The sequence below is a fragment of the Kitasatospora sp. NBC_01539 genome (assembly GCF_045040525.1).
In the GTDB taxonomy this organism is placed as follows: domain Bacteria; phylum Actinomycetota; class Actinomycetes; order Streptomycetales; family Streptomycetaceae; genus Kitasatospora.
On sequence record NZ_CP109390.1, the window covers coordinates 3,556,369 to 3,581,894 of the forward strand.

24 protein-coding genes are annotated in these 25,526 nt (G+C 71.5%); 17 read left to right on the forward strand and 7 right to left on the reverse strand.

Annotated elements, in window-relative coordinates; all coding sequences use genetic code 11:
* Positions 1-3 precede the first annotated feature (3 nt).
* Positions 4-1,059 (forward strand): helix-turn-helix transcriptional regulator, encoded by a 1,056-nt coding sequence (locus OG335_RS15075; protein ID WP_405011619.1) that lies wholly within the window; start codon positions 4-6, stop codon positions 1,057-1,059.
* A 95-nt stretch (positions 1,060-1,154) separates the two neighbouring features.
* Here the strand turns inward: OG335_RS15075 and OG335_RS15080 are convergent, their stop codons facing one another.
* Both OG335_RS15080 and OG335_RS15085 read right to left on the reverse strand, forming a co-directional pair.
* Positions 1,155-2,117: a zinc-binding dehydrogenase gene (locus OG335_RS15080; RefSeq protein WP_405011620.1), complete on the reverse strand. Its 963-nt coding sequence runs from the start codon at positions 2,115-2,117 to the stop codon at positions 1,155-1,157.
* A gap of 131 nt (positions 2,118-2,248) precedes the next feature.
* Positions 2,249-3,445: an NADP-dependent malic enzyme gene (locus OG335_RS15085; RefSeq protein ID WP_405011621.1), complete on the reverse strand. Its 1,197-nt coding sequence runs from the start codon at positions 3,443-3,445 to the stop codon at positions 2,249-2,251.
* A 691-nt stretch (positions 3,446-4,136) separates the two neighbouring features.
* On the opposite strand from OG335_RS15085, the gene OG335_RS15090 reads away from it, so the two are divergent.
* The 5 genes from OG335_RS15090 to OG335_RS15110 all read left to right on the forward strand — a co-directional run bounded on the left by OG335_RS15090 (position 4,137) and on the right by OG335_RS15110 (position 8,907).
* Positions 4,137-5,060, forward strand: coding sequence for an ABC transporter substrate-binding protein (locus tag OG335_RS15090; protein WP_405011622.1), 924 nt, complete (start codon positions 4,137-4,139; stop codon positions 5,058-5,060).
* Positions 5,061-5,459: 399 nt separating this feature from the next.
* Positions 5,460-6,365, forward strand: coding sequence for an ABC transporter substrate-binding protein (locus OG335_RS15095; RefSeq protein WP_405011623.1), 906 nt, complete (start codon positions 5,460-5,462; stop codon positions 6,363-6,365).
* 78 nt (positions 6,366-6,443) lie between these two features.
* Positions 6,444-7,337, forward strand: a complete 894-nt coding sequence (locus OG335_RS15100) for an amino acid ABC transporter permease (protein ID WP_405011624.1) — start codon at positions 6,444-6,446, stop codon at positions 7,335-7,337.
* Positions 7,334-8,122, forward strand: a complete 789-nt coding sequence (locus tag OG335_RS15105) for an amino acid ABC transporter ATP-binding protein (RefSeq protein WP_405011625.1) — start codon at positions 7,334-7,336, stop codon at positions 8,120-8,122. The genes OG335_RS15100 and OG335_RS15105 overlap by 4 nt, the downstream gene beginning before the upstream one ends.
* Before the next feature lie 188 nt (positions 8,123-8,310).
* Positions 8,311-8,907 carry a CGNR zinc finger domain-containing protein gene (locus OG335_RS15110; RefSeq protein ID WP_405015408.1) on the forward strand — a complete coding sequence of 199 codons (597 nt, stop codon included), beginning with the start codon at positions 8,311-8,313 and terminating at the stop codon, positions 8,905-8,907.
* A gap of 27 nt (positions 8,908-8,934) precedes the next feature.
* On the opposite strand, the gene sodX is transcribed toward OG335_RS15110, so the two are convergent.
* Positions 8,935-9,372: a nickel-type superoxide dismutase maturation protease gene (gene sodX / locus OG335_RS15115; protein ID WP_405011626.1), complete on the reverse strand. Its 438-nt coding sequence runs from the start codon at positions 9,370-9,372 to the stop codon at positions 8,935-8,937.
* A gap of 180 nt (positions 9,373-9,552) precedes the next feature.
* Between sodX and sodN the strand changes: the two genes are divergently transcribed.
* The 5 genes from sodN to OG335_RS15140 all read left to right on the forward strand — a co-directional run bounded on the left by sodN (position 9,553) and on the right by OG335_RS15140 (position 12,863).
* Positions 9,553-9,951 carry a superoxide dismutase, Ni gene (gene sodN / locus OG335_RS15120; protein WP_405011627.1) on the forward strand — a complete coding sequence of 133 codons (399 nt, stop codon included), beginning with the start codon at positions 9,553-9,555 and terminating at the stop codon, positions 9,949-9,951.
* A gap of 219 nt (positions 9,952-10,170) precedes the next feature.
* The gene (locus OG335_RS15125) at positions 10,171-10,539 is read left to right on the forward strand and encodes a nuclear transport factor 2 family protein (RefSeq protein ID WP_405011628.1); all 369 of its coding nucleotides are present in this window, start codon (positions 10,171-10,173) and stop codon (positions 10,537-10,539) included.
* Between the two features lie 52 nt (positions 10,540-10,591).
* Complete coding sequence (locus OG335_RS15130) at positions 10,592-11,074, forward strand: GNAT family N-acetyltransferase (protein WP_405011629.1); 483 nt, start codon at positions 10,592-10,594, stop codon at positions 11,072-11,074.
* 219 nt (positions 11,075-11,293) lie between these two features.
* Positions 11,294-11,707, forward strand: a complete 414-nt coding sequence (locus tag OG335_RS15135) for an anti-sigma regulatory factor (protein ID WP_405011630.1) — start codon at positions 11,294-11,296, stop codon at positions 11,705-11,707.
* Positions 11,708-11,840: 133 nt separating this feature from the next.
* Positions 11,841-12,863 (forward strand): RNA polymerase sigma factor SigF, encoded by a 1,023-nt coding sequence (locus OG335_RS15140; RefSeq protein WP_405011631.1) that lies wholly within the window; start codon positions 11,841-11,843, stop codon positions 12,861-12,863.
* A gap of 144 nt (positions 12,864-13,007) precedes the next feature.
* On the opposite strand, the gene OG335_RS15145 is transcribed toward OG335_RS15140, so the two are convergent.
* Positions 13,008-13,460 carry a hypothetical protein gene (locus tag OG335_RS15145; RefSeq protein WP_405011632.1) on the reverse strand — a complete coding sequence of 151 codons (453 nt, stop codon included), beginning with the start codon at positions 13,458-13,460 and terminating at the stop codon, positions 13,008-13,010.
* Positions 13,461-13,511: 51 nt separating this feature from the next.
* On the opposite strand from OG335_RS15145, the gene OG335_RS15150 reads away from it, so the two are divergent.
* Positions 13,512-14,483 carry a diacylglycerol/lipid kinase family protein gene (locus tag OG335_RS15150; protein WP_405011633.1) on the forward strand — a complete coding sequence of 324 codons (972 nt, stop codon included), beginning with the start codon at positions 13,512-13,514 and terminating at the stop codon, positions 14,481-14,483.
* A gap of 343 nt (positions 14,484-14,826) precedes the next feature.
* Positions 14,827-15,078, forward strand: coding sequence for a WhiB family transcriptional regulator (locus tag OG335_RS15155; protein ID WP_030267905.1), 252 nt, complete (start codon positions 14,827-14,829; stop codon positions 15,076-15,078).
* A gap of 468 nt (positions 15,079-15,546) precedes the next feature.
* On the opposite strand, the gene OG335_RS15160 is transcribed toward OG335_RS15155, so the two are convergent.
* From OG335_RS15160 to OG335_RS15170, 3 genes are all read right to left on the reverse strand, one after another.
* A complete protein-coding gene (locus OG335_RS15160; protein ID WP_405011634.1) occupies positions 15,547-17,064 on the reverse strand; it encodes a sensor histidine kinase in 1,518 nt (505 codons plus the stop codon).
* Between the two features lie 377 nt (positions 17,065-17,441).
* On the reverse strand, positions 17,442-18,503 hold the full coding sequence (locus OG335_RS15165; RefSeq protein ID WP_405011635.1) for an SIS domain-containing protein: 1,062 nt from the start codon (positions 18,501-18,503) through the stop codon (positions 17,442-17,444).
* Positions 18,504-18,659: 156 nt separating this feature from the next.
* Positions 18,660-19,961, reverse strand: a complete 1,302-nt coding sequence (locus tag OG335_RS15170) for a sugar transporter (protein ID WP_405011636.1) — start codon at positions 19,959-19,961, stop codon at positions 18,660-18,662.
* A gap of 558 nt (positions 19,962-20,519) precedes the next feature.
* Between OG335_RS15170 and OG335_RS15175 the strand changes: the two genes are divergently transcribed.
* The 4 genes from OG335_RS15175 to OG335_RS15190 all read left to right on the forward strand — a co-directional run bounded on the left by OG335_RS15175 (position 20,520) and on the right by OG335_RS15190 (position 25,496).
* Positions 20,520-21,833: an extracellular solute-binding protein gene (locus tag OG335_RS15175; protein ID WP_405011637.1), complete on the forward strand. Its 1,314-nt coding sequence runs from the start codon at positions 20,520-20,522 to the stop codon at positions 21,831-21,833.
* Positions 21,834-21,971: 138 nt separating this feature from the next.
* Positions 21,972-22,961, forward strand: coding sequence for a carbohydrate ABC transporter permease (locus OG335_RS15180; protein WP_405011638.1), 990 nt, complete (start codon positions 21,972-21,974; stop codon positions 22,959-22,961).
* Complete coding sequence (locus OG335_RS15185; protein WP_405011639.1) at positions 22,958-23,869, forward strand: carbohydrate ABC transporter permease; 912 nt, start codon at positions 22,958-22,960, stop codon at positions 23,867-23,869. The genes OG335_RS15180 and OG335_RS15185 overlap by 4 nt, the downstream gene beginning before the upstream one ends.
* A 49-nt stretch (positions 23,870-23,918) precedes the next feature.
* Positions 23,919-25,496 carry a glycoside hydrolase family 3 protein gene (locus OG335_RS15190; protein WP_405011640.1) on the forward strand — a complete coding sequence of 526 codons (1,578 nt, stop codon included), beginning with the start codon at positions 23,919-23,921 and terminating at the stop codon, positions 25,494-25,496.
* Positions 25,497-25,526 lie beyond the last annotated feature (30 nt).

Below are 25,526 nucleotides of genomic sequence, written 5' to 3' on the forward strand. Positions count from 1 at the left end.
GCGATGACCCCCGTCTTCGGCCACGGCCGGCTCCGCCTCTACCTGCTCAAGCTGCTCGACGAGAGCCCGCGGCACGGCTACGAGGTGATCCGCCTCCTGGAGGAGCGCTTCGAGGGCCTGTACGCGCCCTCCGCCGGCACCGTCTACCCGCGGCTCGCCAAGCTGGAGAAGGAGGGCCTGGTCGCCCACAGCACCGAGGGCGGCCGCAAGGTCTACCGCCTCACCGACGCCGGGCGCACCGAGCTGGCGGCCCGCCAGGGCGAGCTCGCCGAGCTGGAGGTGGAGATCCGCGACTCGGTCGCCCAGCTCGCCGGGGCCATCCGCGAGGACGTCCGGGACACCGCCAAGGACCTCCGCGAGGAGCTGTGGGGCGCCGCCCGGCAGGCCCCCCGCCCGGAGGCCGCCCCCGGGACCGGCGACCCGTGGGCCGGCCCCTGGGGCGACCGGGATTCCTGGCAGCGCGCCAAGGAGGAGTACGAGCGCTTCCGCGCCCAGGCCAAGGAGCAGGCCAAGCGCGCCAAGGAGCAGGAACGGGCCGCCAAGGCGCAGGCGAAGGCCGCCGAGGAGGAGGCCCGCCGGCTCCGCGCCCAGTCGAAGGCGGCCCGCAGCGCCACCCAGCAGGAGGCCCTGCGGATCAAGCGGCGCGTCGAGGAGCAGGTCCGCGAGCACGCGGCGCGCGGCGACTGGTCGACCGGCCTGGCCGAGGGCCTGGCCGAGCTGACCCGCAGTCTCGGCGGGCTCGCCGACGCCGCCCGCTGGGGACAGCCCGGCTCCGCCGAGGACGTCCGGGTGACCCGGATCGACCTCGACAAGGACACCGGCCCGGACGGCGCGGACGCCGGCGCGGACGAACGGCCCACGACACCCGCCGAGGTGCCGGCCTGGGCCCGCACCGACGCCGCCGGAGACCCGGCGCGCGAGCTGGAGCGGCTGCTCGACCGGTTCCGCGACCGGGTCCGCGACGCCGCGCGCGACGGCGGCGTGACGGCCGGCCGGCTGGACGACGCCCGCGCGGTGCTCGTCTCCGCCGAGGAGCGGCTGCGGCGGCTGCTCGGCTGACGGGCCGCCGGCGCGGGCCGGGCCCGCCGTCGCCGAGGGCGGCGGCGGGCTCCTCCGTGCCCGACCCGTTGCCAGCCCGACCCGCTGTCAGGGCGTCAGGGCGTCAGCACGATCTTGCCGAAGACCTCGCCCCTGGCCAGCCGCGCGAAGCCGTCCCGGGCGTCGGCCAGCGGCAGCACCGAGTCGATGACCGGCCGTACGCCGGAGTTGGCACAGAGGGCGAGCAGTCCGGCCAGCTCCTCCTTGGTGCCCATGGTCGAGCCGACCACGCGGAGCTCCAGGAAGAAGATCCGGTTGAGCTCGGCGGCCTTCGGGCTCGGCCCCGAGGTCGCGCCGGAGATCACGATCGTGCCGCCGGGCCGCAGCGACTTCACCGAGTGCGACCAGGTGGCGGCGCCGACGGTCTCCATCACGGCGTCGACCCGCTCGGGCAGCCGGGCGCCGCTCTCGAAGGCGGCGTCGGCGCCGAGGTCGACGGCCCGGGCGCGCTTGGCCTCGTCGCGGCCGGTGACCCAGACGCGCAGCCCGGCGGCCTTGGCGAGGACGACCAGCGCGGTCGAGACGCCGCCGCCGGCGCCCTGGACGAGCACGGTGTCGCCGGGCCTGACCCCGGCGTTGGTGAAGAGCATGCGGTAGGCGGTCAGCCAGGCGGTCGGCAGGCAGGCGGCCTGCTCGAAGGTGAGTTCGGCGGGCTTGGGCAGCAGGTTCCAGGTGGGCACGGCGACCTTGGTCGCGAAGGTGCCCTGGTAGCGCTCGGTGAGGATGGAGCGGGGCTCGGCGGCGCCGACGCCGTGGCCGCTCTGGCCGACGACGGAGTGCAGGACGACCTCGTTGCCGTGCTCGTCGATGCCGGCGGCGTCGCAGCCGAGGATCATCGGCAGGCGCTCGGCGGGCAGGCCGACCCCGCGCAGCGACCACAGGTCGTGGTGGTTCAGGGTGGCGGCCCGGACGGTGACGACGCTCCAGCCCTCGCGCGCCTCGGGCTCCGGCAGGTCGCCCAGCTCCAGGGCGCTCAGCGGGTCGTCGGCGTCGGTGCGGGCGGCGTAGGCAGCAAACATGCCCCGGACGATAGCCGCGCCGACCGGGGCCCGGTACCACGCGTCGGTGTGACCCTCGTTGCGTGTCGGTGCCCCGGCCGGCTCTGGTACGGCCGGGCGGACGCGGCGGGCGGCGGGCGCCCGCCGGTGCGTCAGCGGCGGGCGACGCCCTCGGCGCGGGCGGCCTCGGCGACCGCCTTGGTGACGGCCGGTGCGACCCGCTCGTCGAACGGCGACGGGATGACCTTCTGCGGGGTCAGCTCGTCGGCGACGACGGCGGCGAGGGCCGTGGCGGCGGCGAGCTTCATGCCCTCGGTGATCCGGGTGGCCCGGACCTGCAGCGCCCCGGCGAAGATGCCGGGGAAGGCCAGCACGTTGTTGATCTGGTTCGGGAAGTCGCTGCGTCCGGTGGCGACCACCGCGGCGTACTTGTGGGCGACCTCCGGGTGGATCTCCGGGGTGGGGTTGGCCATCGCGAAGACGAAGCAGCCCGGCGCCATGGTGGCGACGACCTCCTCGGGCACGGTGCCGCCGGAGACGCCGATGAAGACGTCGGCGCCGACGAGCGCGTCGGCGAGCGAGCCCTTGAGTCCGCTGCGGTTGGTGAGCGCGGCGATCTCGGCCTTGACGTCGGTGAGGTCGCCGCGGCCCTCGTGCACCACGCCGCGGCGGTCGCAGACGGCGACGTCGCCGATGCCGGCGGCGACGAGCATCTTGGCGATGGCGATGCCGGCCGCGCCGGCGCCGGAGATGACGGCGCGCAGGCCGTGGACCTCGCGGCCGGTCACCTTGGCCGCGTTGCGGAGGGCGGCGGTGGTGACGATGGCGGTGCCGTGCTGGTCGTCGTGGAAGACCGGGATGTCCAGCGCGTCCTGCAGGCGGCGCTCGATCTCGAAGCAGCGCGGGGCGGAGATGTCCTCCAGGTTGACGCCGCCGAAGGACGGCGCGAGCCGGACGACCGTCTCGACGATCTCGTCGACGCCGGTGCAGGCGAGCGCGATCGGCACGGCGTCGACGCCGCCGAACTGCTTGAAGAGGATCGCCTTGCCCTCCATGACGGGCAGCGACGCCTCGGGGCCGATGTCGCCGAGGCCCAGCACCGCGGTGCCGTCGGTGACGACGGCGACGGTGTTGGCCTTCCAGGTGTAGTCGTTCACGAGTTCGGGCTGCTCGGCGATGGCGGTGCAGACCCGGGCGACACCGGGGGTGTAGGCGAGGGACAGGTCGTCCGCGTCGCGGACCGGGACGGTGGCCCGGACCTCCATCTTCCCGCCCCGGTGGAGCGCGAAGACGGCATCGACCGGATCGTCGGTGTCCTGGGTGTTGGGGTGGATGATCTCCGCTGCCACAGTGACCTCTTCGTCAATGATCAGCGAGCGCGCACGGGCCGACGGTGGTTCGGCCCCGCGGACCCTGCCGTGAGGACGGCGATACCGGGTACGCCGCACGGCGTACCCGGGGTCCGGGGGTCGGGGCGCCGTCGGACGGCGCCCTCGAATGAGGGTTTTGGGGTGTTCTGCGCTGTGCTTCCGGTCGCGTCCAGGCGTACCCGCACGGGTACGTACGGTGACGCGCACCGCTTGAGCCTAGATCGGACGAAGGCACCGCACCTGTGCCTTTGCGTCCTCGTCGCGCGCCGTTCACCGCGCTGCCGCACGTGACGGGCGCCGGGCCACGGGGGCCGGGCCGTCGCGGACGGAGCGGCTGCGAGGCGGCGCACGCACCCGCAGGAGTGAATGCAGGCCCGGAGGGGATCTGGTGCCTCGGCTACGGAGTCGGCGTCGTCGACTTCCGGTCCTGCGCACCCCGAAATCCGCTCTGCCCGATTGTGAGCAGGGGAATCGGCGGCCTGCGTTCGTTCGTCGGGGGTCACCCGATACCAGATTCTGACATACCCGCGACCTCCGACAGCAGTGCGGGATGGCAGGATCACATTTCCCGCACCGGCATCCGGACGGGGGCGTCTCTTCGGCGGACACCCCGGTCCGCCCCAGGCGCCGATCCGCGCCGGCACCACCGCTCCCACAGGAGGACCCTCGCATGCACGCCACCGCGCCCATATCCGCCCGCGCACTGACGGTCGGTGCGGCGCTCGCCGCCGGCTCCCTGGTGCTGACCGGGTGCAGCAGTGCCGGGTCCGGCACGAGCAGCGCCGACGATCTGCACGGCAGGCTGCCCGCGCGGATCCAGCAGGCGGGGGTCCTGAAGATCGCCTCCGACCTGAACTACGCGCCGGTGGAGTTCAAGGGCGCCGACGGCACCGCGACGGGCATCGACCCGGACATCGCGCTGGCCATGGGCAAGGTGCTGGGCGTGAGGGTGGAGTTCACGGACACCGCGTTCGACAAGCTGATCCCGGGGCTCCAGGCGAAGGAGTTCGACGTCGCGATGTCGGCGATGACGGACAACCGCCAGCGCCGGGAGGGCACCGACGACAAGGGCGTCCAGATCGACCCCGGGGTCGACTTCGTCGACTACTTCATCGCCGGCACGTCGATCCTGGTCGCCCAGGGCAACCCCAAGAAGATCAACAAGCTCGACGACCTGTGCGGCCACACCGTGGCGCTGCAGCGCGGCACGACGCAGGCCGCGATCGTCGAGCGGCAGGTGGGCGCCTGCAGCCGGGTGCGCAAGCCGCTCACCGTGAACCTCTTCGACAACGACAGCCAGGCGCTGGCCGAGCTGGCGGCCGGCCGGGCGGACGCCGACCTCAACGACTTCCCGGTGGCCGCCTACGTCGCCGCCAAGGGCGGCCCGAACGGGACGAAGTTCTCCGTGGCGGGCCCCCAGCTGCAGCCGTCCCCGTACGGCATCGCGGTCGCCAAGGCGGACACCGAGCTGCGGGACGTCATGGTGAAGGCGCTCAACCAGATGATCCGTAACGGTGAGTACGCGGCGGTGCTGGAGAAGTGGGACGTCTCGGCCGGTGCCGTGCAGAACGCGGTCGTGAACGGCGGATTCTGATCCGTTCCGGTCGCGCGGGGTCCGCCCTTCGAGCGACACACCCGAGCTCGGCTGCATACTTATACACAGGGTGACAGGGGCACGGAATTCGTCCGGATAGCGGACGTCAAAGCCCCTTGTTATCCGATTTTGATCTGAATCAGCGTCCTTTCACCCTCGGTGAGTGGCAGGATTCCACCCAACTCGGATCGAAAAACGCCTCTTCGCGGGCACTCCCCCGGCGAGGCGATCCGGCTGTCGCTCACCTCGGCGGAGGGTGGCGACCGCACGAGCCCGACACCTGAAGACCTGACCGACCGGTGGTCCGCACGGCACGACGGTGTGCCGGTGCGCGGACCGGTCGACCGCCACCCCCGGCGGAGCGTTCCGCCCGTCTCTCCTCAGGAGGAGATCCTTCTCATGACCGCTCGCACCCTGCGCCCCCGCATCGTCGCGGCTGGTGCCGCCCTCGCGGCCGGAACGCTGCTCCTCACCGCCTGCGGCAGCAGCGGCGACAGCTCCACCGGTGGCAGCAGCGCCGGCTCCTCGGCCCCCCTCTACAGCAAGCTGCCCGCCGACATCCAGAAGGCCGGTGTCGTCAAGGTCGGCTCCGAGGTCGCCTACGCGCCGGTGGAGTACAAGCAGGGCGACAAGATCACCGGCATCGACCCGGACCTGGCCGAGGCGCTCGGCAAGCAGCTCGGCGTGAAGTTCCAGATCCAGGACGCCGGCTTCGACACCCTGATCACCTCGCTCAGCACGGGCCGCATCGACCTGATCATGTCGGCGATGACCGACAACAAGGAGCGCCAGGGCAAGGGCGTCGACTTCGTCGACTACTTCAGCGCCGGCACCTCGATCCTGGTCCAGAAGGGCAACCCCAAGGGCATCAAGACCCTGGAGGACCTCTGCGGCCAGACCGTCGCCCTCCAGAAGGCGACCGTCAACGAGGACACCGCCAAGGCGCAGTCCGAGAAGTGCAAGGCCGCCGGCAAGGCGGAGATCACCATCCAGGGCTACGAGCACGACGGCGAGGCGCTCCTCAAGCTGAAGTCCGGCGCAGCCGTGGCCGACCTCAACGACTACCCCGTCGCCGCGTACAACGCCCAGACCTCGGGCGGCGGCAAGGACTTCGAGGTCGTCGGCGAGCAGATCGACCCGGGCCTGTACGGCATCGGCGTCTCCAAGGACGACGCCCAGCTCCGCGACGCGGTCAAGGCGGGCGTGGACGCGCTCATCGCCAACGGCGAGTACGCGAAGATCCTGGAGAAGTACAACGTCAAGCTCGGCGCGGTCACCGAGGCGAAGATCAACGGCGGTTCCTGACCCCGTGCGACCGGGCCCGCGGCTTCCGCGGGCCCGGTCCCGCCCTCGCTCCCACCGCCCGCCCGAGAGGCCCCCCACATGACTAACACCCCGACCGGTGCGGATCAGGTGCCCGCCGAGCACGTGATCAAGGCCATTCCGGTCCGCCACTACGGCCGCTGGGTCGCCGCGGTCGTCGTCGTCGGCCTGCTCGTCGCGCTGATCGCCGCCTTCGCCAACGCGAAGATCGACTGGTCGATCACCGGCGACTACCTCTTCACGTCGTCCATGCTCCAGGGCGCCGGCAACACGCTGCTGATCAGCGTCTGCGCGATGGCGCTCGGCCTGCTGCTCGGCGTGGTCGCCGCCGTCATGCGGCTCTCCCACAACCCGGTCACCTCCACGGTGGCCTGGGGCTACATCTGGCTGTTCCGCGGCACCCCGGTGCTCGTCCAGCTGCTGATCTGGTGGAACCTCGCGCTGATCTTCCCCACCATGTTCGGCGTCTCCACGAACGACCTCATCACCCCGTTCATGGCGGCCCTGCTCGGCCTCGGCATCAACGAGGGCGCCTACATGGCGGAGATCGTCCGGGCGGGCATCCAGTCCGTCGACGAGGGCCAGACCGAGGCCGCGCACGCCCTCGGCATCTCCCGCGCCAAGACGATGCGCCGCATCGTGCTGCCGCAGGCGATGCGGGTGATCGTGCCGCCGTCGGGCAACGAGTTCATCAACATGCTGAAGACCTCGTCGCTCGCCTACGTGGTCACCTACCCCGAGCTGCTGACCAAGGCCAAGGACGTCTACACCGGCAACCTCGCGGTGATGGAGCTGCTCTTCGTCGCCTGCTTCTGGTACCTGGTGCTCACCACGATCTTCAGCGTCGGCCAGTACTACCTGGAGCGGCACTACGCGAAGGGTTCCAGCCGGAGCCTGCCGCCGACCCCGCTGCAGAAGATCAAGAAGAACCTCTCGTTTGGGCGGACGCGATGACCGATCTCGAAAAGCCCGCCTCCGGCCAGGTCCTGGTGCGGTCCGAGGGCGTCCGCAAGTCCTTCGGCCTGGTCGAGGTGCTCAAGGGCATCGACCTGGAGGTCCGGACCGGCGAGGTGTTCTGCCTCGTCGGACCGTCCGGCTCCGGCAAGTCGACCTTCCTGCGGTGCATCAACCACCTGGAGAAGATCAACGCCGGCCGGCTCTGGGTCGACGGCGAGCTCGTCGGCTACCGCCAGAAGGGCGACAAGCTCTACGAGCTCAAGGACAGCGAGGTCGCACTCAAGCGCCGCGACATCGGCATGGTCTTCCAGCGGTTCAACCTGTTCCCGCACATGACGGCGCTGGAGAACGTCGTCGAGGCGCCGATCCAGGTCAAGGGCGTCAACCGGACGGCCGCCAGGGAGAAGGCCCGCGAGCTGCTGGAGCGCGTCGGCCTGGCCGACAAGGCCGACAACTACCCCTCGCAGCTCTCCGGCGGCCAGCAGCAGCGCGTCGCCATCGCCCGCGCGCTGGCGATGGAGCCGAAGCTGATGCTCTTCGACGAGCCCACCTCGGCGCTCGACCCGGAGCTCGTCGGCGACGTCCTGGACGTCATGCGGCAGCTGGCCCAGGACGGCATGACGATGATCGTCGTCACCCACGAGATGGGCTTCGCCCGCGAGGTCGGCGACGCGCTGGTGTTCATGGACGGCGGTGTCGTGGTCGAGTCCGGCCACCCCCGCGACGTGCTCACCAACCCCCGGCACGAGCGCACCCGCGCGTTCCTGTCCCGCGTGCTGTAGTCCGGTGGCGGCCGCCCGGCCGCCCGGACGCCTGCCGTACGGTCCCCGCCGCACCCCGGCGGGGACCTCGGCGTTTCCGGCCCCCGGCACCCCGCCGGCCGGGCAGCCGGGCGACCCGGTACCGGTGGCCGCCCGTCGGTAATACCCTTAAGGCAGCTTGCCCGTTACCGGCCATGGAAGGACCCCCCGTGGAGCTCGCCTCGTACGCCGACTTCGCCGTCCGGCTGGTGAACACCGAGGAGCCGGAGCGCGGCCGGGACGCGCTGACCTCGGTGGACGCCGTCCGCACCCTGTTCGGCAGCCCCTCGCGTGCGGCCGCCCTCGCCGACGAGTCGGACCTCCCCCGGCTGCGGGCCGTCCGCACCCGGCTGCGCGGCGTCTTCGAGGCCGCCGCCGAGAACGACGAGATCCGGGCCGTCGACCTGCTCAACAGCCTCATGGTCGAGTACCCGGTCAGCCCGCTGGTCTCCGGGCACGACTACCTCGACGAGGCCGGCCGGCCCCGCTGGCACCTGCACCTGGCGGACAACGCCGCCACCGCCACCGCCAACTTCACCGCGGTGGCCTGCATGGGCCTGGCGATCCACCTGACCCAGCTCGGCGCCGACCGGCTGGGCATCTGCCAGGCCCAGCCCTGCCGCAACGCCTACCTCGACACCTCCACCAACCGCTCGCGCCGCTACTGCTCCGACCGGTGCGCCACCCGCGCCAACGTCGCCGCGTACCGCGCCCGCAAACGGGAGGAGGCGGCCCGCACGGCGCTCGCCGCCCACGCCCAGGGCTGACGGGACGGCGGCGCCCGGCCCGGCCGCTCAGAGCTCGGCGTCGACCGGGCGGAAGGCGCCGAGCCGGGCCGCCAGGCCCGGCAGCCGGGCGGACAGCGTGCCGTGCAGCAACCGCTCCAGGCCGCGCGGCGGCGCCAGCCAGGCTGGCCGCGGCGCGAAACGCAGCAGCACCCGGCCGAGCACGAGGTCGTCGGGCACCGGCCCGAACTCGCGGCTGTCGGTGGTCACCAACGGGTTGTCGGAGAGCAGCCACCAGCCGCCGCGGCGGCGTCCGGCGGCGCGCTTCACCACGAGCAGGTCCTGCCGCAGCGGGTGCCGTACGACGACCACGGCGCCGGGCCGCAGCCGCGCGCCGTAGCGGACGAGCACCCGGTCGCCGTCGCGCAGGGTGGGACGCATCGAGGGCCCCGCGACGTCGACCACCCCGAAGGGCAGCAGGCCGCCCGGCCCGGTCTCCTCGGCCATCCGCTCTCCCCTGCCTGCCGGCGTCGCCGTCCAGTCTCCCCCATGGAACCCCGCCCGCGCCCGTCCGAAATCCACCGGTTGGGGCTCCGTCTTTCGCCCTAGGTCACCGGGCCGACCGCGAAACGTACGGGCTGTCGGGGTAATCTCGCTCGCGGGAAGACGATCTAAGGAAGGACTTCCATGTTCTCTCGTCTGTTTGCTCCGCGCGCCACCGTGCACGCCCACTGCGACCTGCCCTGCGGTGTGTACGACCCGGCCCAGGCCCGTATCGAGGCCGAGTCGGTGAAGGCCACTCAGGAGAAGTACCAGGCCAACGAGGACCCGCACTTCCGTGCGCGCGCCATCGTCATCAAGGAGGAGCGCGCCGAGCTGGTCAAGCACCACCTCTCCGTGCTGCACACGGACTACTTCAAGGCCCCGCACTTCGAGGCCTACCCGCAGCTGCACGACCTCTTCAACAAGGCGGGCAAGGCTGCTTCGGCCGCCAAGGCCTCCACGGACCCGGCCACCGGCCAGGCCCTGCTCGACCTGATCGCCGAGATCGACCGCATCTTCTGGGAGACCAAGAAGGCCGCCTGATCCCGCATCAGCACGAGGGCCCGGCCGCGGCGCACGCCGCGGCCGGGCCCTCGCCGTTCCCCCGTCCACGCGCGGCCGCTCCTCGCCCGCTCCCCCGCCGGGCCGGGCCGCCGGCGACCCGGCCGCCCGCGTACCGGGGACCGGCCGCGCGGCGTACGCTCGGAACAGCGGGTCGAACCGCACCGGTCCGTCCCGCCGTCACGAACGAGGGAGACCGCGATGGGCACCGCTGCGGCACCGACCTTTGACACCGAGGCCCTGCGCCGGGGCATCGAGCGGCAGGACGCGTCGACCCTGCTGGCGCTGTACGCCGACGACGCCGAGATCCGCATGATCGACCACCGGACCCAGCCGAGCCACCCGATGGTGATGCACGGCCGGTCCTCGATCTCGGAGATGCTGACCGACGTCTACGGCAGGGACATGACCCACACGCTCGAACAGGTGGTCGTCGACGGCGACCACCTCGCGTTCATGGAGTCCTGCAGGTACCCCGACGGCACCCGGGTGCTGGCCACCTCCATGGCCGACCTGCGGGACGGCCGGATCGTCGACCAGACGTCGATCCAGGCCTGGGACGAAGGGTGATCGTCGGGATTACCCTTTCCGCCCCGCCGGTGCGTCCGAGTACCCTCGCCGTATGATCCGCTCCGCACAGGCCCCCGACGTCCCCGTCATCCACGCCATGATCCGCGAACTCGCGGAGTACGAGAAGGCCGTGCACGAGGCCCGGGCCACCGAGGAGCAGCTGCACGACGCGCTGTTCGGCGAGCACCCCGCGGTGTTCGGCCTGATCGCCGAGGACGACACGACCGGGGAGCCCGTCGGGTTCGCGCTGTGGTTCCGCAACTTCTCCACCTGGCGCGGCACCCACGGCATCTACCTGGAGGACCTCTACGTGCGGCCCTCCCGGCGCGGCGGGGGCCACGGCAAGGCCCTGCTGACCGAGCTCGCCCGGATCTGCACGGAACGCGGCTACTCCCGGCTGGAATGGTCCGTACTCGACTGGAACGAGCCGTCGATCGGTTTCTACAAGTCCCTCGGCGCCGTGCCGATGGAGGAGTGGACGGTCTTCCGGCTCACCGACGACGCCCTCGCCGACCTGGGCGGATCCACCCGATAGTCGCCCTTTCCCGTGATCGTGGCCGGAGATCGCGACATCGGCCCGCCCCAGGCGGTAACGTCTCGGGCGGATGCGCGGCGTTCGGACTCTCCCGGGTGGGTATGACCGGTACGTACCGCACCACCCCTCGGACGAGTTGGGGCGAAGCAGTTGAGCCAAGCAAGTGGAAGTGCCGAGGCCGTCCGGCCGCAAGCACCGCACGTCACCCAGGAGGTGAGGGTGTCCCAGATCGACGGCGAGCCCGACGTGAAGGACTTCGTGGAGGTCCGGCTGCCCGCGGCGGGGGCCTACCTCTCGGTGCTGCGAACAGCGACGGCGGGCCTCGCGGCCCGCTTGGACTTCACCCTCGACGAGATCGAGGACCTGCGGATCGCGGTGGACGAGGCCTGCGCCATCCTGCTCCAGCAGGCCGTCGCCGGCTCCGTGCTGAGCTGCGAGTTCCGGTTGATCGGCGACTCGCTCAAGGTCACCGTCTCCGCCCCGACCACCGACGGGCGCGCTCCCGAGCGCGACACCTTCGCGTGGACGGTGCTCTCGGCGCTGGCGGGCGAGGTCGAGTCCTCGGTCGCCGAGGACCGGACGGTCAGCATCAGCCTGAACAAGAAGCGCGGCGGCGCTCCGGCCCTGCCGTAGCGCCCTGCACCCGAGGGCCGTACGCGCGGGTGCCGTTCGTCAGGGACGGCGCCGGACGCGTACGGCCTCCCCGTACCGCAGGCCACTGCGGTGCAGTCAGTGAAGTGCTCCCGGAACGGAACGGGTGATCGCCATGAGTGATCTGGACCGCACAGGTGCCGCCGCGGTGCCGGCGGCCACCGCAGACGTGGCCGTACCGACCCAGGCGAGCGCTGCCCGCATCGCCGACGCCTCCCCGACCGACGACGCGTACCCGAAGGACGCCCACCGGATGACCCAACCGACCGATCCGACACCGGAGCAGCCCGCCGCCACGGCGGACGCCCCTGCGGAGGAGGAGCTGCGGACCGCCGCGGCGTTCGTCCGCAGCGCGGTGCCCGCCCAGGGCCACCGCTCGGGCGCACCGGACCGCGAGGCCGCCCGGGCCCTGTTCGTGCGGCTCTCGCAGCTGCCGGAGGGCTCGACGGAGCGGGTCGAGATCCGCAACCAGCTGGTGCGGATGCACATCCCCCTGGTCGAGCACCTCGCCCGGCGCTTCCGCAACCGCGGCGAGCCGCTGGACGACCTCACCCAGGTCGCCACCATCGGCCTCATCAAGTCGGTGGACCGCTTCGACCACGAGCGCGGGGTGGAGTTCTCCACCTACGCGACCCCGACGATCGTCGGCGAGATCAAGCGGCACTTCCGCGACAAGGGCTGGGCGGTGCGCGTGCCGCGCCGCCTGCAGGAGCTGCGGCTGTCGCTCACCACGGCGACCAGCGAACTCTCGCAGCGGCACGGCCGCTCGCCCACCGTGCACGAGCTCGCCGAGCACCTCGGGATCAGCGAGGAGGACGTGCTGGAGGGCCTGGAGTCCGCCAACGCGTACTCGACGCTCTCGCTCGACGTGCCGGACAGCGACGACGAGTCGCCGGCCGTCGCGGACACCCTCGGCACGACCGACGAGGCGCTGGAGGGGGTCGAGTACCGCGAGTCGCTGAAGCCGCTGCTGGCCCAGCTGCCGCCGCGCGAGCAGAAGATCCTGGTGCTCCGCTTCTTCCGCAACATGACGCAGTCGCAGATCGCCGCCGAGGTGGGCATCTCCCAGATGCACGTCTCCCGGCTGCTCGCCCGCACCCTGGCCCAGCTGCGGGAGAAGCTCCTCGTCGAGGAGTGACCGCGCACCCGCACCGCACGGCGGAGGCCCGGAGGGATCACCCTCCGGGCCTCCGCCGTCGGCCGTCCGTCGTCGGGCCGTCCGCCGTCCGTGCGCTCCCGGCCCGGACGTACGCGCGGGTGACGGGGGTGCGTCCGGGCCGGGTCAGCCGGCCCGGTACAGCACGTCGGTGACCCGCGGGTGCAGCAGCGACGCGATGCCGGCCAGGCCGAGCACCGCCACGGCGGCGGCCACCGCCTTCATCGCGCCGCCGACCTCCCACATGTAGTAGGCCACCGGCAGGCAGATCGAGTTGGTCAGGAGGGCCGGGCTGCGGCCCCAGCGGCGCAGGCGCAGCAGCGCGCGCCCGGCCAGCAGCGGGAAGAGCCCCATCAGCAGCAGCACGACGGCGCCGGCCTCGCTGCGCCCGAGCCACGCCTCGTCGCCGGCCAGCCCGGCGACGACGTCGTAGAGCCCCCAGACGGCCAGTGCGGCGCCCTGGAGCAGGGTGATCGCCGCACCGGCGACCAACGGGGCGGGCCGGTCGCCGAAGGCGCCGGGGGCCGCCTCCTGGCCGGGCGCGGGGGCGGGGGACGGCTGGGCGGTTTCTGCGGTCACCCCAGCAGGGTAGCCGTCGCCCCTCGCGTACCGACCCGTAGGCTGATGGTCATGCGCGCTCTCCTGGTCGTGAACCCGAAGGCGACCACGACCAGTGGCCGCACCCGCGACGTGCTGATCCACGCCCTGCGCAGCGACCTGGAGCTGGAGGTCGCGCACACCGGGTACCGCGGGCACGCGGGCGACCTGGCGCGGGAGGCCGCCGAGGGCGGCGGGGTCGACCTGGTGGTGGCGCTGGGCGGCGACGGCACCGTCAACGAGGTCGTGAACGGCCTCCTGGCGCACGGCCCGTCCGACCGGGTGCCGCGGCTCGCGGTGGTGCCGGGCGGTTCGACGAACGTCTTCGCCCGGGCGCTGGGCCTGCCGAACGACCCGGTGGAGGCGACCGGCGCGCTGCTGGACGCGCTGGCCGGGCGGCGGGAGCGGTCGATCGGGCTGGGCAAGGCCTTCACGGAGGGGCATCCGGACCGCTGGTTCACCTTCACGGCGGGGCTGGGCTTCGACGCCGGCGTCGTGGGCCGGGTGGAGGACCAGCGCACGGCGGGCCGGAAGTCCACGCACGCGCTCTACGTCAAGCAGGCGTTCCGGCACTACGTCACCGAGCGTGAGCACCGGCGGAACGGCCCGGTCACCCTGGAGATCAACGGCCAGGAGCCGGTGCCGGGGCTGGTGCTGTCCATAGTGTCCAACACCTCTCCGTGGACGTATCTGGGGAACCGCCCGGTGCTCCCTTCACCGTCCGCCTCCTTCGACACGCACCTCGACATCTTCGGCATCACCCGGATGACGGCGTTCGGCACGGCTCGAACGGTCCGTCAGATCCTGCGGTCGCACACCCCTGCGGACGGCGGCCGCAACGCCTCCGGACCGACCGGAAAGCACGTCGTCTCCTATCACGACGTCCGGCACTTCACCTTGGTTTCACAGGAACCAGCCCCGTTTCAGGTCGACGGGGACCACCTTGGAGACAGGAGTCGCGTCAGTTTCACAGGCGTTCGGCGGGCACTGCGTGTGATTGTGTGACCAGAAGGGGCCTCGCCCCTTCTTCTCGAACGCGCTAGCCCCCTTCACCCCATAGAAGTACGGGCTGTGAGCTAGGCGACACCGAAGAATCAAAAATTCATTGCCGAAGGGGGTTGTATACGGGCCCGAGGTTTGCGAACCTCTACATGGCGATCGGGACGGGCCGCAGCGGAACACGCGGCACTCCCTCGAATCGCCCGAACCCCACCTCAGCGCAGACCACCCGGGCCCGATGGGCCTCTGGTCCGTTTTGCTGTCGGGGGATTCGTGAAAGCGTTCACATTCACAAGCCGTCGATTGCGTCGGAGGGGCCACCCCCGCCGACCGGAGGAGTTGGACGACCATGGACTGGCGCCACCGCGCTGTCTGCCGCGAAGAGGACCCGGAGCTGTTCTTCCCGATCGGGAACACCGGCCCTGCTCTGCTGCAGATCGAGGAAGCCAAGGCCGTGTGCCGCCGCTGTCCCGTCATGGACCAGTGCCTGCAGTGGGCGCTCGAGACCGGGCAGGACGCCGGCGTCTGGGGCGGTATGAGCGAGGACGAGCGTCGCGCGATGAAGCGCCGCGCAGCCCGCAACCGCGCCCGCACCGCCTGACACACCGTCGCAGTACACCTGATCAACCCATGATCAAAGGCCTTGTCTCCCGCTCCACGCAGGGCCTTCCGCACGACGGGTCCCGCATCACGGCGCGACCCCGACGACGCCGGGCGGCCAGGGGCCTTGATACTGCTCACTGAGAGCAATATCGTGGACCTGGGCCGCTCACCGTGCGCAACGCACGACTGCGTCGCCCCACACAGAGCCCCCGTTCCGGCCGACTCCCCCCGACGGCCGGAACGGGTCGAGAGGCCCTGCCGACCCACCCCCCCGGTCGGCAGGGCCTCGTTTCTGTTGTCCGGCGCTTCCTCCCCGGGCCGGAGCGGCCGGCGACGCCGGGGCAGTACCGGGATCACCGGCTCGGCGTCCGCGGCAGCCGCGGGGGCGGGGCAGGGGCGCGAGTGAGGGCGCGAGTGGGGCGCACACCCCGCGTGAGCCGTAGCCGGGGGGCGTGCGCCGCGGGCCTCACTTCACCGGGATCTCCAGGACGACCCGGGTACCGCCGTCCTGCGCCGCCACCATGTCGAAGGTGCCGCCGAGTTCGCCGGTGACGAGGGTGCGGACGATCTGCAGGCCGAGGTTGCCGGACCGCTGCGGGTCGAAGTCCTCCGGCATGCCCCGGCCGTCGTCCTGCACGGTGATCAGCAGGTACTCCTCGGGCTTGACCCCGCCGTTCCAGCTCTCCGACCAGCCCATGCCGGTCGAGGGCGCCCGGCCCCGCAGGGCGCTGATCTCCAGCGTGCCGGGGGTCTTCGGGCCGAAGGCGTGCTCCAGGGCGTTCTGCAGCAGCTCGGTGAGGATCATCGCGAGCGGGGTGGCGACCTCGGCGCCGAGGATGCCGAAGCTGCCGGACCGGCGGGTGGAGACCATGCCGTCCTGCGAGAGCTCCAGGGCCATGGCGAGCACCCGGTCGGCGATCTCGTCGAAGGCCACCTCCTCGTCCAGGGTCTGCGAGAGCGTCTCGTGCACGAGGGCGATCGACCCGACCCGGCGCACCGCCTCGTCCAGCGCGGCCCGGGCGGCCTCCGAGTCCATCCGGCGCGACTGCAGCCGCAGCAGGGCCGCGACGGTCTGCAGGTTGTTCTTCACCCGGTGGTGGATCTCCCGGATGGTGGCGTCCTTGGTCATCAGCTCGCGGTCGCGGCGGCGCAGTTCGGTGACGTCGCGGCAGAGCACCAGGGAACCGGTCAGGGTGCCCTTGGGCTTGAGCGGGATGGAGCGGATGGTGACGACGCCGCCCTGCGCCTCGACCTCGGTCTGCCGCGGGGCCCAGCCGCTGGCCATCTTGACCAGGGCCTCGTGCACGGCGGACCGCGACGGGGGCGCCAACTCGGCGGTGGCGCGCCCGAGGTGACTGCCCACCAGGTCGGCGTTGAGGCCGAGCCGGTGGTAGGCGGAGAGGGCGTTGGGGCTGGCGTAGGTGACCACCCCGTCGGCGTCGAGCCTGATCAGGCCGTCGCCCACCCGCGGGGCCGCGTCCATGTCCGCCTGCTCGGCGGGGTAGGGAAACGTTCCGGCGGCGATCATCTGCGCGAGGTCGGACGCGCTCTGCAGATAGGTGAGCTCCAGCCGGCTGGGCGTGCGGACGGTGAGCAGGTTGGTGTTGCGGGCGATCACCCCGAGCACCCGGCCCTCGCGCCGGACCGGGATGGACTCGACGCGGACGGGCACCTCCTCGCGCCACTCGGGATCGCCCTCGCGGACGATCCGGCCCTCGTCGAACGCCGCGTCGAGCAGCGGCCGCCGTCCGCGGGGCACGAGGTGGCCGACCATGTCGTCGTGGTACGAGGTCGGTCCGGTGTTGGGCCGCATCTGGGCGACCGAGACGTACCGGATGCCGTCCCAGGTCGGGATCCACAGGACGAGGTCGGCGAAGGAGAGGTCGGAGAGCAGCTGCCACTCCGAGACCAGGAGGTGCAGCCATTCCACGTCGGCACCGGTGAGGGTGGTGTGGCGGCGGACGAGTTCGTTCAACGAGGGCACAGGGCGAGCCTAACGAAAACGGCCGTCCGGGACCTTCCCGCCTGTTGTCCAGACCAATCGCGGCGGACCCCTGGACAACCCGGATTGGTCTAGTCCACAATGGAGAAGCACCATGGAGACGTCCCCGCGCTCACTGCCCTGACCGCGCGAGGAAGCTCCACGGTCGGCACCGGAGAACCGGGAGTCCCGCACAACTCCCGGCCACACCGGCCGCCGACGACAGCTCCGGGCTGCGGTGCCGCTTGGGTTGAGGGTCCCGACGCGGCGCCGTGGCCCGTAGTGCTGTCCGCACCCGTCCGGCGCGCCCGCGCCGCCCGCACCGCCCGCACCACGCGAAGGAGCCCCCGGCCGAGGCCGGGGGCTCCTTCGCGTCCGCGTCAGTGCGTCTCGGTGACCTTCGCCAGGGCGCGCGGGGCGTCCGGGTCCTGGCCGCGGGCGATGGTGACCTCGTACGCGAGCTGCTGCAGCGGCAGGATCTCCAGGATCGGCTGCACCTCCTCGGGCACGCCCGCCGGCAGGGCGAAGCCGGCCGACGCCGCCTCGACCTGCGACTGCTGGCCGACGACGACCAGGTCGGCGCCGCGGCCGCGCAGGCGGTCCAGCACCGGCTGCAGGGCCTCCCCGCCCTTGCCGTCCGGCACGATCGCGATGACCGGCGAGACGTTGTCCACCATGGCCAGCGGGCCGTGCAGGAGGTCCGCGCCGGAGAACGGCGAGGCCGGGATGTAGGTGGTCTCCATCAGCTTCAGCGCAGCCTCGCGGGCGGTCGGGTAGCCGAAGCCGCGCGAGGTGATGACCAGGCGCTGCGCGAAGCGGTACCGCTCCGCCAGGGCCTTGACCTCGGGCTGGCGGGCGAGGACGGCCGCGGCGAGCTCCGGCAGGTCCTTGGCGGCGGAGCCGTCGCCGCCGCGCAGGCCCTCCACGAAGAGGTACAGCGCGAGCAGCTCGGCGGTGTAGGTCTTGGTGGCCGGGAGCGCCTTCTCCGGGCCCGCCAGGACGTCGATGTGGAACTCCGAGACCTCGGCCAGCGGCGAGCCGGCGTTGTTGGTCACGGCCAGGGTGATCGCACCGGCCTCGCGCGCCGCCTTGGTGGAGGCCACCAGGTCGGGCGAGCCGCCGGACTGGCTGACGGTGATCACCAGGCAGTCGGTGAGGTCCGGCCGGGCGCCGTACGCGGTGGTGGTGGACATCGAGGTGAGGCCGGCGGGCTTGCCCAGCAGCACCTCGATCAGGTACTTGGCGTACAGCGCGGCGTTGTCGGAGGTGCCGCGCGCGGTGAGCAGCACGAAGCGCGGGTTGCGGGCGGCGATCTCGGCCGCGATCTCGCGGATCTTCGGCGCGCCCTCGTCGAGGATGCGCTGCAGGACGGCCGGCTGCTCGGCCATCTCCGCCGCCATGATCCTGCCGGGGACGGACGAGACGGTCTGCTGGTCGGACATCGGGGGTGCCTCCGTTGAGATGGTTCTACCCCGGACGGGCGGCTGCCCGGCGGGGACCTCACGGCGGCGAGTCCGCACACTCGCTGCGAATGGTGTGTCGCGTCGATCCTACGGTGCCCGGGCGCCGGAAAACATTCCGGCGCCCGGGCGGCCCGTTCAGGACGGGTTGTTGATCAGCTGGTCGATGCGGGCGTCGGCGGCGGTCGTCGCGGCCTCCACCGAGGCGCCGGCGAGGATGTCGTCGAGCATCTCCACCAGCACCTTCTGCTTCTCGATCGCGGCCCAGCCCGGGGCGACCGGGGTGAACCAGGCGTCCGGCACGGCGTTCGCGGCGGCCGCGGTGGCGGGCTTGGACTTGAGCGGGGCGAGCTGCGTCAGGTTGTTCGGCAGGGTGTCCTTGTCGGCGAGCACCTGCTGCGACTTGGCACTGGTGAACATCCGGACCCAGTCCTCGGCGAGGCCGTGGACCTTCGAGCCGGCCGTGACCGCGAGGTCGGAGCCGCCGATGAAGGAGGGCAGCGGCTTGCCGTTCGGGCCGGGCATCGTGGTGACCTTGAGGACGTCCTTGAGCTTCGGGTCGCCGGAGAGCGGCTCCAGCGCGCCCGCGACCTCCCAGCCGTTGCCGTAGAGCATCGCGGTGCGGTGCTTGCCCAGCACCGACGCCTGGTCGAGCTCGTCGGCCTTGAGGTCGCCGTGGTTGTACTTCTTCACCAGGCCGACGAAGTGCGAGATGCCCTGCCGGGCCTTCGGCTCGCTCAGCGTGCCGTGCCAGCGGCCGGTGTCGTCGAAGCGGGCGATGCTGCCGCCGTACGCGGCGACGTAGGACATCGCGGCGTACCAGTAGGGGCCGGGCAGGTAGAGGGCCGAGAAGGACTTCTGGCCGCGGTTGTCGGACTGGACGCGGTCGAGCGCGGAGAGCAGCTCCTCCTCGGTGGCGGGCACCGCCTCGGAGCCGGTGGCCTCCTTGAACATGGCCGAGTTGTAGAGCGCGACGCGGGCGCCGGCGTAGTAGGGCACGCAGAAGAGCTTGTCCTGGTAGGTGCAGGTGTCGACGAGGCCGCGGATCCAGGTCTCGTTGTTGTCGTAGCTGGAGCGGTCGACCGGGGCCAGGGACCCGTTGAGGATGTACTTCATGGTCTCGGTGTTGCCGAGTTCGACGACGTCCGGGGCGTTGTTGGCCTTCAGGGCCTCGTCCAGGTTGCCGACCTTGTCCTTCCAGGTCTGGTACCGCAGGTGCAGCTCGGCCTTGGGGTACTTGGCGGCGAACTCGTCGTTGACCTGCTGGACGAGTTCGGGCCAGTTGGTCTGGGCCTCGCCCATCAGCCAGACGGTGACGACGCCGGTCTCGGCGGCGGCGGAAGCCGCGGCGTCCTGGCCCGCGGACCCTCCGCTGCTGCATCCCACTGCCCCTGCCACCAGGGCCGCCAGGCCGATCGCCGCCGTCAACTGCCGCTTCACGTTTCCTCCGGAGGGTCGGGGCCGATCTGCGCTCTGGTACAGACCAGTTCGCCGAGAGTGGACCAGACCACTGGGGGAGTCAACGGCGGGCCGGTGCGTACGCACCAGTCGTTGCAGACCCGTTGTCAAGCAACTGCGAAGAGTGAGCACACCCTCACCACATGCTTCATCAAGGCGCCCTTAAGGCTCACTTGAGGCCGGGTTAGGACTGGGGGCCGATCGCCGTCCGCCTATGCCCTTTCCTGGGGGATTCGCCGCTTTCGCCCCCTGGATGGTCCAGGCCAAGCCCGGCCGGCCACCAGAAGCGCACGGCAGTGTCAAGCGTTGATAACGGTGTGCACCGAGCCGCCGAGAACCCTTGACGGTCTTCTTTGGTACGTGCCAATCTCCAGGGCAGTTGGTCTACACCAATGGTCTACTCCACCAGGCCGGTTGCCGCTCCACCCCCGCTCTTCCGCATCCGCGTTCACCGGTGACACTCCCCCCAAGGCACGTCGCTTCAGGGCCATGGCCCAACAGCCCGGTGCCCATTCCTTGCTCATCCCTCTGGAGGATGGTTTGAACCGCAAGATCGCCGCCGTGGCCGCCATTGCCACTGTGCTCGTCGCCTCGGCCTGCTCCTCGTCCGGGTCCTCCGGTGACGCCAAGCAGGCGACGCTCAGCACGGACGGCAAGGGCAAGAAGATCACCGTCTGGCTGATGGACGACGCCCAGAAGGGCTGGCCGGCCGTCGTCGACGCCGCCAAGAAGGAGTTCACGGAGAAGACCGGCGCCGAGGTCGACATCCAGTGGCAGACCTGGACGAACTACACCACCAAGCTCGACACCGCGCTGCTCTCCGGCAACGCCCCCGACGCCCTTGAGCTCGGCAACACCCAGACCGCGAAGTACATCGAGGCCGGCTCCTTCGTCGACCTGACCGGCGTCAAGGGCCAGTTCGACAACTCGGACAAGTACCTGGACTCGCTGGCCGCCTCCGGCCAGACCCCGGACGGCACCAAGACCTACGCCATCCCGTACTACGCCGGCGCCCGCGTCCTGATCTACCGCAAGGACCTCTTCGAGAAGGCCGGCGTCACCCAGGCCCCGACCACCCTGGCCGAGCTGAAGGACGCCCTGACCAAGGTCAAGGCCGCCAACGCCTCCACCCCGGGCTTCTCCGCGCTCTACCTCCCGGGCCAGAACTGGTACACCGCCGCCTCCTTCGGCGCGAGCACCTTCGGCGTGAAGAACATCGTCGCCAAGGCCGACGGCGACAAGTGGACCGGCACCCTGAGCGACCCGAAGTTCGTCGAGGGCGTCAAGACCTGGAACGACCTGCAGAAGGAGTTCTCGGTCGGCGGCACCACCACCGACGAGGCCACCCAGGACGCCCTGATGGCCAAGGGCAACATCGCCGCCATCGTCGGCAACGGCTGGGAGCTCGGCTCCGTCGCCGACCCGAAGACCGGCGACCCGAGCCTGAAGGACAAGCTCGCCTCCATCGCGCTCCCCGGCACCGCCGCGGGCCAGCCGACCCCGGCCTTCCTCGGCGGCTCCGACCTGGCCGTCCCGGCCAAGTCCGCCAACCCGGGCCTGGGCGCGACCTTCCTGCAGATCTACACCAACACCAAGCAGCAGACCGAGCTCGCGAAGTTCGCGATCCCGAACGCCAAGAACCTGGTCGCCGCCTACAAGGCCGCCGCGCCGGCCAACAAGGCCACCGGTGACGCCGCCGAGGGCCTGACCTGGTTCATCCCGAACTCGCCGCTGTGGTCCGGTGCCGACGAGACCGCGCTGAAGACCGCCTTCGGTGCGATCGCCGCCGGCGGCGACCCGGCCACCGAGCTCAAGAAGGTCGAAGAGACCGTGGTGAAGGACCTGAACGGCTGACGTGACTGACCGCGGGCCCGGGACGAACCGTCCCGCCGGCCGGCACTGAGGGCAGGGGGTGGGCAGTCCGCGACGGTTGCGGGCTGCCCACCCCTGCGCCAGGTAGCGACCAGTTCCGCGGGCCCGGGAAGGACCCTGATGAGTGTGACCACCAACGAGACCGTGCCCCGGTCCGAGACGTCCGGGCCCGCCCCTGCCCAGGAGCCGCGGCGCAGCGGCTTCCTGGCCGCGGGCCACTACATCCCGTACGCGATGATCCTGCCGGCCGCCGCGGCCCTGGTGGGCGTGCTGGCGTACCCGCTGTACAAGCTGTTCGACCTGTCGTTCCTGAACATCAACCGGTACGCGTACCTGGTCAACCCGGCGCTCGCGAAGTACATCGGGTTCGACGGCTACACCAAGATGTTCGGCGACGACCAGTTCTGGGAGGTCGTGCTCCGGTCCGTGTACTTCACGGTGGAGCTGGTCGTCCTCTCGATGGTGCTGGGCATGCTCTTCGCCCTGCTGCTCAACCGGGTCTCCGGCTGGGTGAAGATCATCTGCATCACCGTGATGATGTTCGTCTGGGCCATCCCCGCCCTCGTCACCGGCACCGTCTTCCGCTGGCTCTTCGCCTCCAACGGCGGCGTGGTCGACTACATCGGCTTCCTCTTCACCGGTGACGAGAAGACCAAGCACTACGACTGGTTCGCGAACCCCACGGTCGGCCTGTACGTGGTCGGCGCGGCCGTCATCATCTGGGGCGCGCTGCCGTTCCTGGTGCTCGGTCTCAACGCCGCGCTCACCCAGGTGCCGAAGGAGCTGCTGGAGGCCGCCACCCTCGACGGGGCCGGCCCCTTCCAGGCGTTCCGGCACGTGGTGATCCCGGTCATCAAGCCGTTCCTGATGATCAGCGCCGCGCTCAGCTTCATCTGGGACTTCCAGGTCTTCGCGCAGATCTTCTCGCTGCGCAACACCTCCCCGGAGCCGGGCTACTGGACGATCGGCACCTACCTGTACCAGAAGGGCATCGTCGCCTCGCACTACAGCGACAGCTCGGTGATCTCGATCGTCATGATCCTCCTCATGCTGGCGGTGCTGGTCTTCTACATCCGCCAGATGCTCAAGATCGGAGCCCAGGACCGATGACCTCGACCCTCGACGTACAGGCCCAGGCCCCCGCCGCCGCCGCCCCCAAGGTCCGGGCCAAGGCCCGTGTCACCGGCCGCAGCCGCGGCATGACGGCGTTCTGGAACACCCTCGGCCTCGGCTTCGCCGTGGTGATGGGCTTCCCGATCTACTGGATGATCATCACCACGTTCAAGACGAACAAGGACCTGATCGCCAAGGACCCGACCTTCTGGCCGAGTTCCTTCTCGTTCGACAGCTACACCACGATCTTCGACGACGTGGACTTCCTGCCGGCCCTGCAGAACACCGTGCTCATCACGGTCGGCGCGGTGCTGCTCGGCCTGGTCGTCGGCTTCCTCGCCGCCGTCGCCGTCGCCCGGTTCAACTTCCGCGGCCGCAGCTTCTTCATCGTGACCATGCTGGTCGTCCAGATGGTGCCGCTGCTGGCGATCATCGTGCCGCTCTTCGTCGTGATGAACAACGCCGGCATGACCGGCACGCTCTTCGGCGTGATGCTGGCCTACCTGGTCTTCACCGTGCCGTACGTGATCTGGACGCTGCGCTCCTTCATCGTCAACATCCCGGCCGAGCTCGACGAGGCGGCCATGGTCGACGGCTGCACGCAGTGGGGCGCCTTCTTCCGGGTCATCCTGCCGCTCACCCTCCCGGGCCTCGTGACCACCGGCGTCTACAGCTGGATCCAGGCCTGGAACGAGTTCATCGTCGCCAACGTGCTGCTCTCCACGGGCGGTCAGAAGACCTCGATGATCTGGCTCACCTTCTACGCCACGACGCCCACCCGCGGCGCGGACTACGGCTCGCAGATGGCCGGCGCCCTCATGGTGTCGCTGCCCGTGATCCTGCTCTTCGTGATCTTCCAGAAGAAGGTGTCGGCGGGCCTCACCGCCGGTGCGGTCAAGGGCTAGTCCCTCGCCCCCCGCACTCCCCGCACACCACCCACCCAGGGAAGGAACCATGGCGACTCCCGGTACGGAAAGCGTCGAACTGCTCACGGACGCCGGTGCGGTGCTCCAGCCGGGCTTCGTCGGGCTCACCACCCCCGAGTGGCTGCGCCGCAGACTGGGCTCGGGCGAGCTGGGCGGCGTCGCGCTGTTCGGCCGCAACATCCGTACCCCGCAGCAGGTCGCGGCGCTGACCGGGGAGATGTACGCCCTCAACGGCGACCTGCTCGTCGCCACCGACGAGGAGGGCGGCGACGTCACCCGCCTCGAAGTGGCGAGCGGTTCCTCCTACCCGGGCAACCTCGCCCTCGGTGAGGTCGACGACACCGACCTCACCGAGCGCGTCGCCCGCTCCATCGGCCTCGACCTCTCCTCGGTCGGCGTCAACCTCAACTACGCGCCGGACGCCGACGTCAACTCCAACCCGGACAACCCGGTGATCGGGGTGCGCTCCTTCGGCGCCGACGGCGACCTCGCCGCCCGGCACACCGCCGCCTACGTCCGCGGCCTGCAGTCGGCCGGCGTCGCCGCCTGCGCCAAGCACTTCCCCGGCCACGGCGACACCTCCGGCGACTCCCACCTCGGCCTGCCCCGGATCGACCTCACGCCCGAGCAGGTGCAGGAGCACCTCAAGCCCTTCCGCGCCGCCATCGCGGCCGGCGTGAAGTCGATCATGACGGCGCACATCCTCTTCCCCGCGTACGACGAGCGGCTGCCCGCCACCATGTCGCGCGAGATCCTCACCGGCCTGCTCCGCGAGGAGCTCGGCTACCGCGGCCTGATCGTCACCGACGGCATCGAGATGGGCGCCATCTCCGGCACCCACGGCGTCGCCGCCGGCTCCGTGAAGGCCGTCGCGGCCGGCGCCGACACCATCTGCGTCGGCGGCGGCCTGGACGACGAGGCCGCCTTCCTCTACCTGCGCGACGCCCTCGTCTGGGCCGTCCGCGAGGGCCGCCTGTCCGCCGAGCGCCTGCACGAGGCCGCCGAGCGCAACCGCGCGGTCGCCCGCTGGTCCGCCGCCGAGCGCCGTGCGCAGGCCGGCGCGCACGCCGAGCCCGGCATCGGCCTCACGGCCGCCCGCCGCGCGCTGCGCGTCCACGGCGAGCTGCGGCCCGTGAACGGCGTGCCGCACGTCGTGGAGTTCTCCCCGGGCGCGAACATCGCCGTCGGCGACCAGACCCCGTGGGGCGTCTCCGGCCCGCTCGCCGAACTCGTCCCCGGCACCACCCACACCCGGGTCGGCGCCCCCGCGACCCGCATGGAGGGCTCCGGCCTGCTGCACGTGGCGGTCGCCGCCGAGGGCGCCGACGTCGACGTACGGCCGGTGCTCGGCGCCGCGGTCAACCGGCCGCTCGTGGTCGTCGTCCGCGACGTCCACCGGCACCCGTGGATGCTGCGCGCCGCCCGCGCGCTGACCGCCGCCCGGCCCGACGCCGTCGTGGTGGAGATCGGCACGACCCACGACCTCGCCGGCGCCTTCGGCGCCCCCGGCGTGACCGTGCTGGCCACCCACGGCGGGGCCCGCGTCTGCGGCGTCGCCGCCGCCGAGGCGCTGGCCGGCCTCGCCCTGGGCGCGGCGTCCGCCTGACGCCCCGAAGGACGGACCCGACCGCAGGAC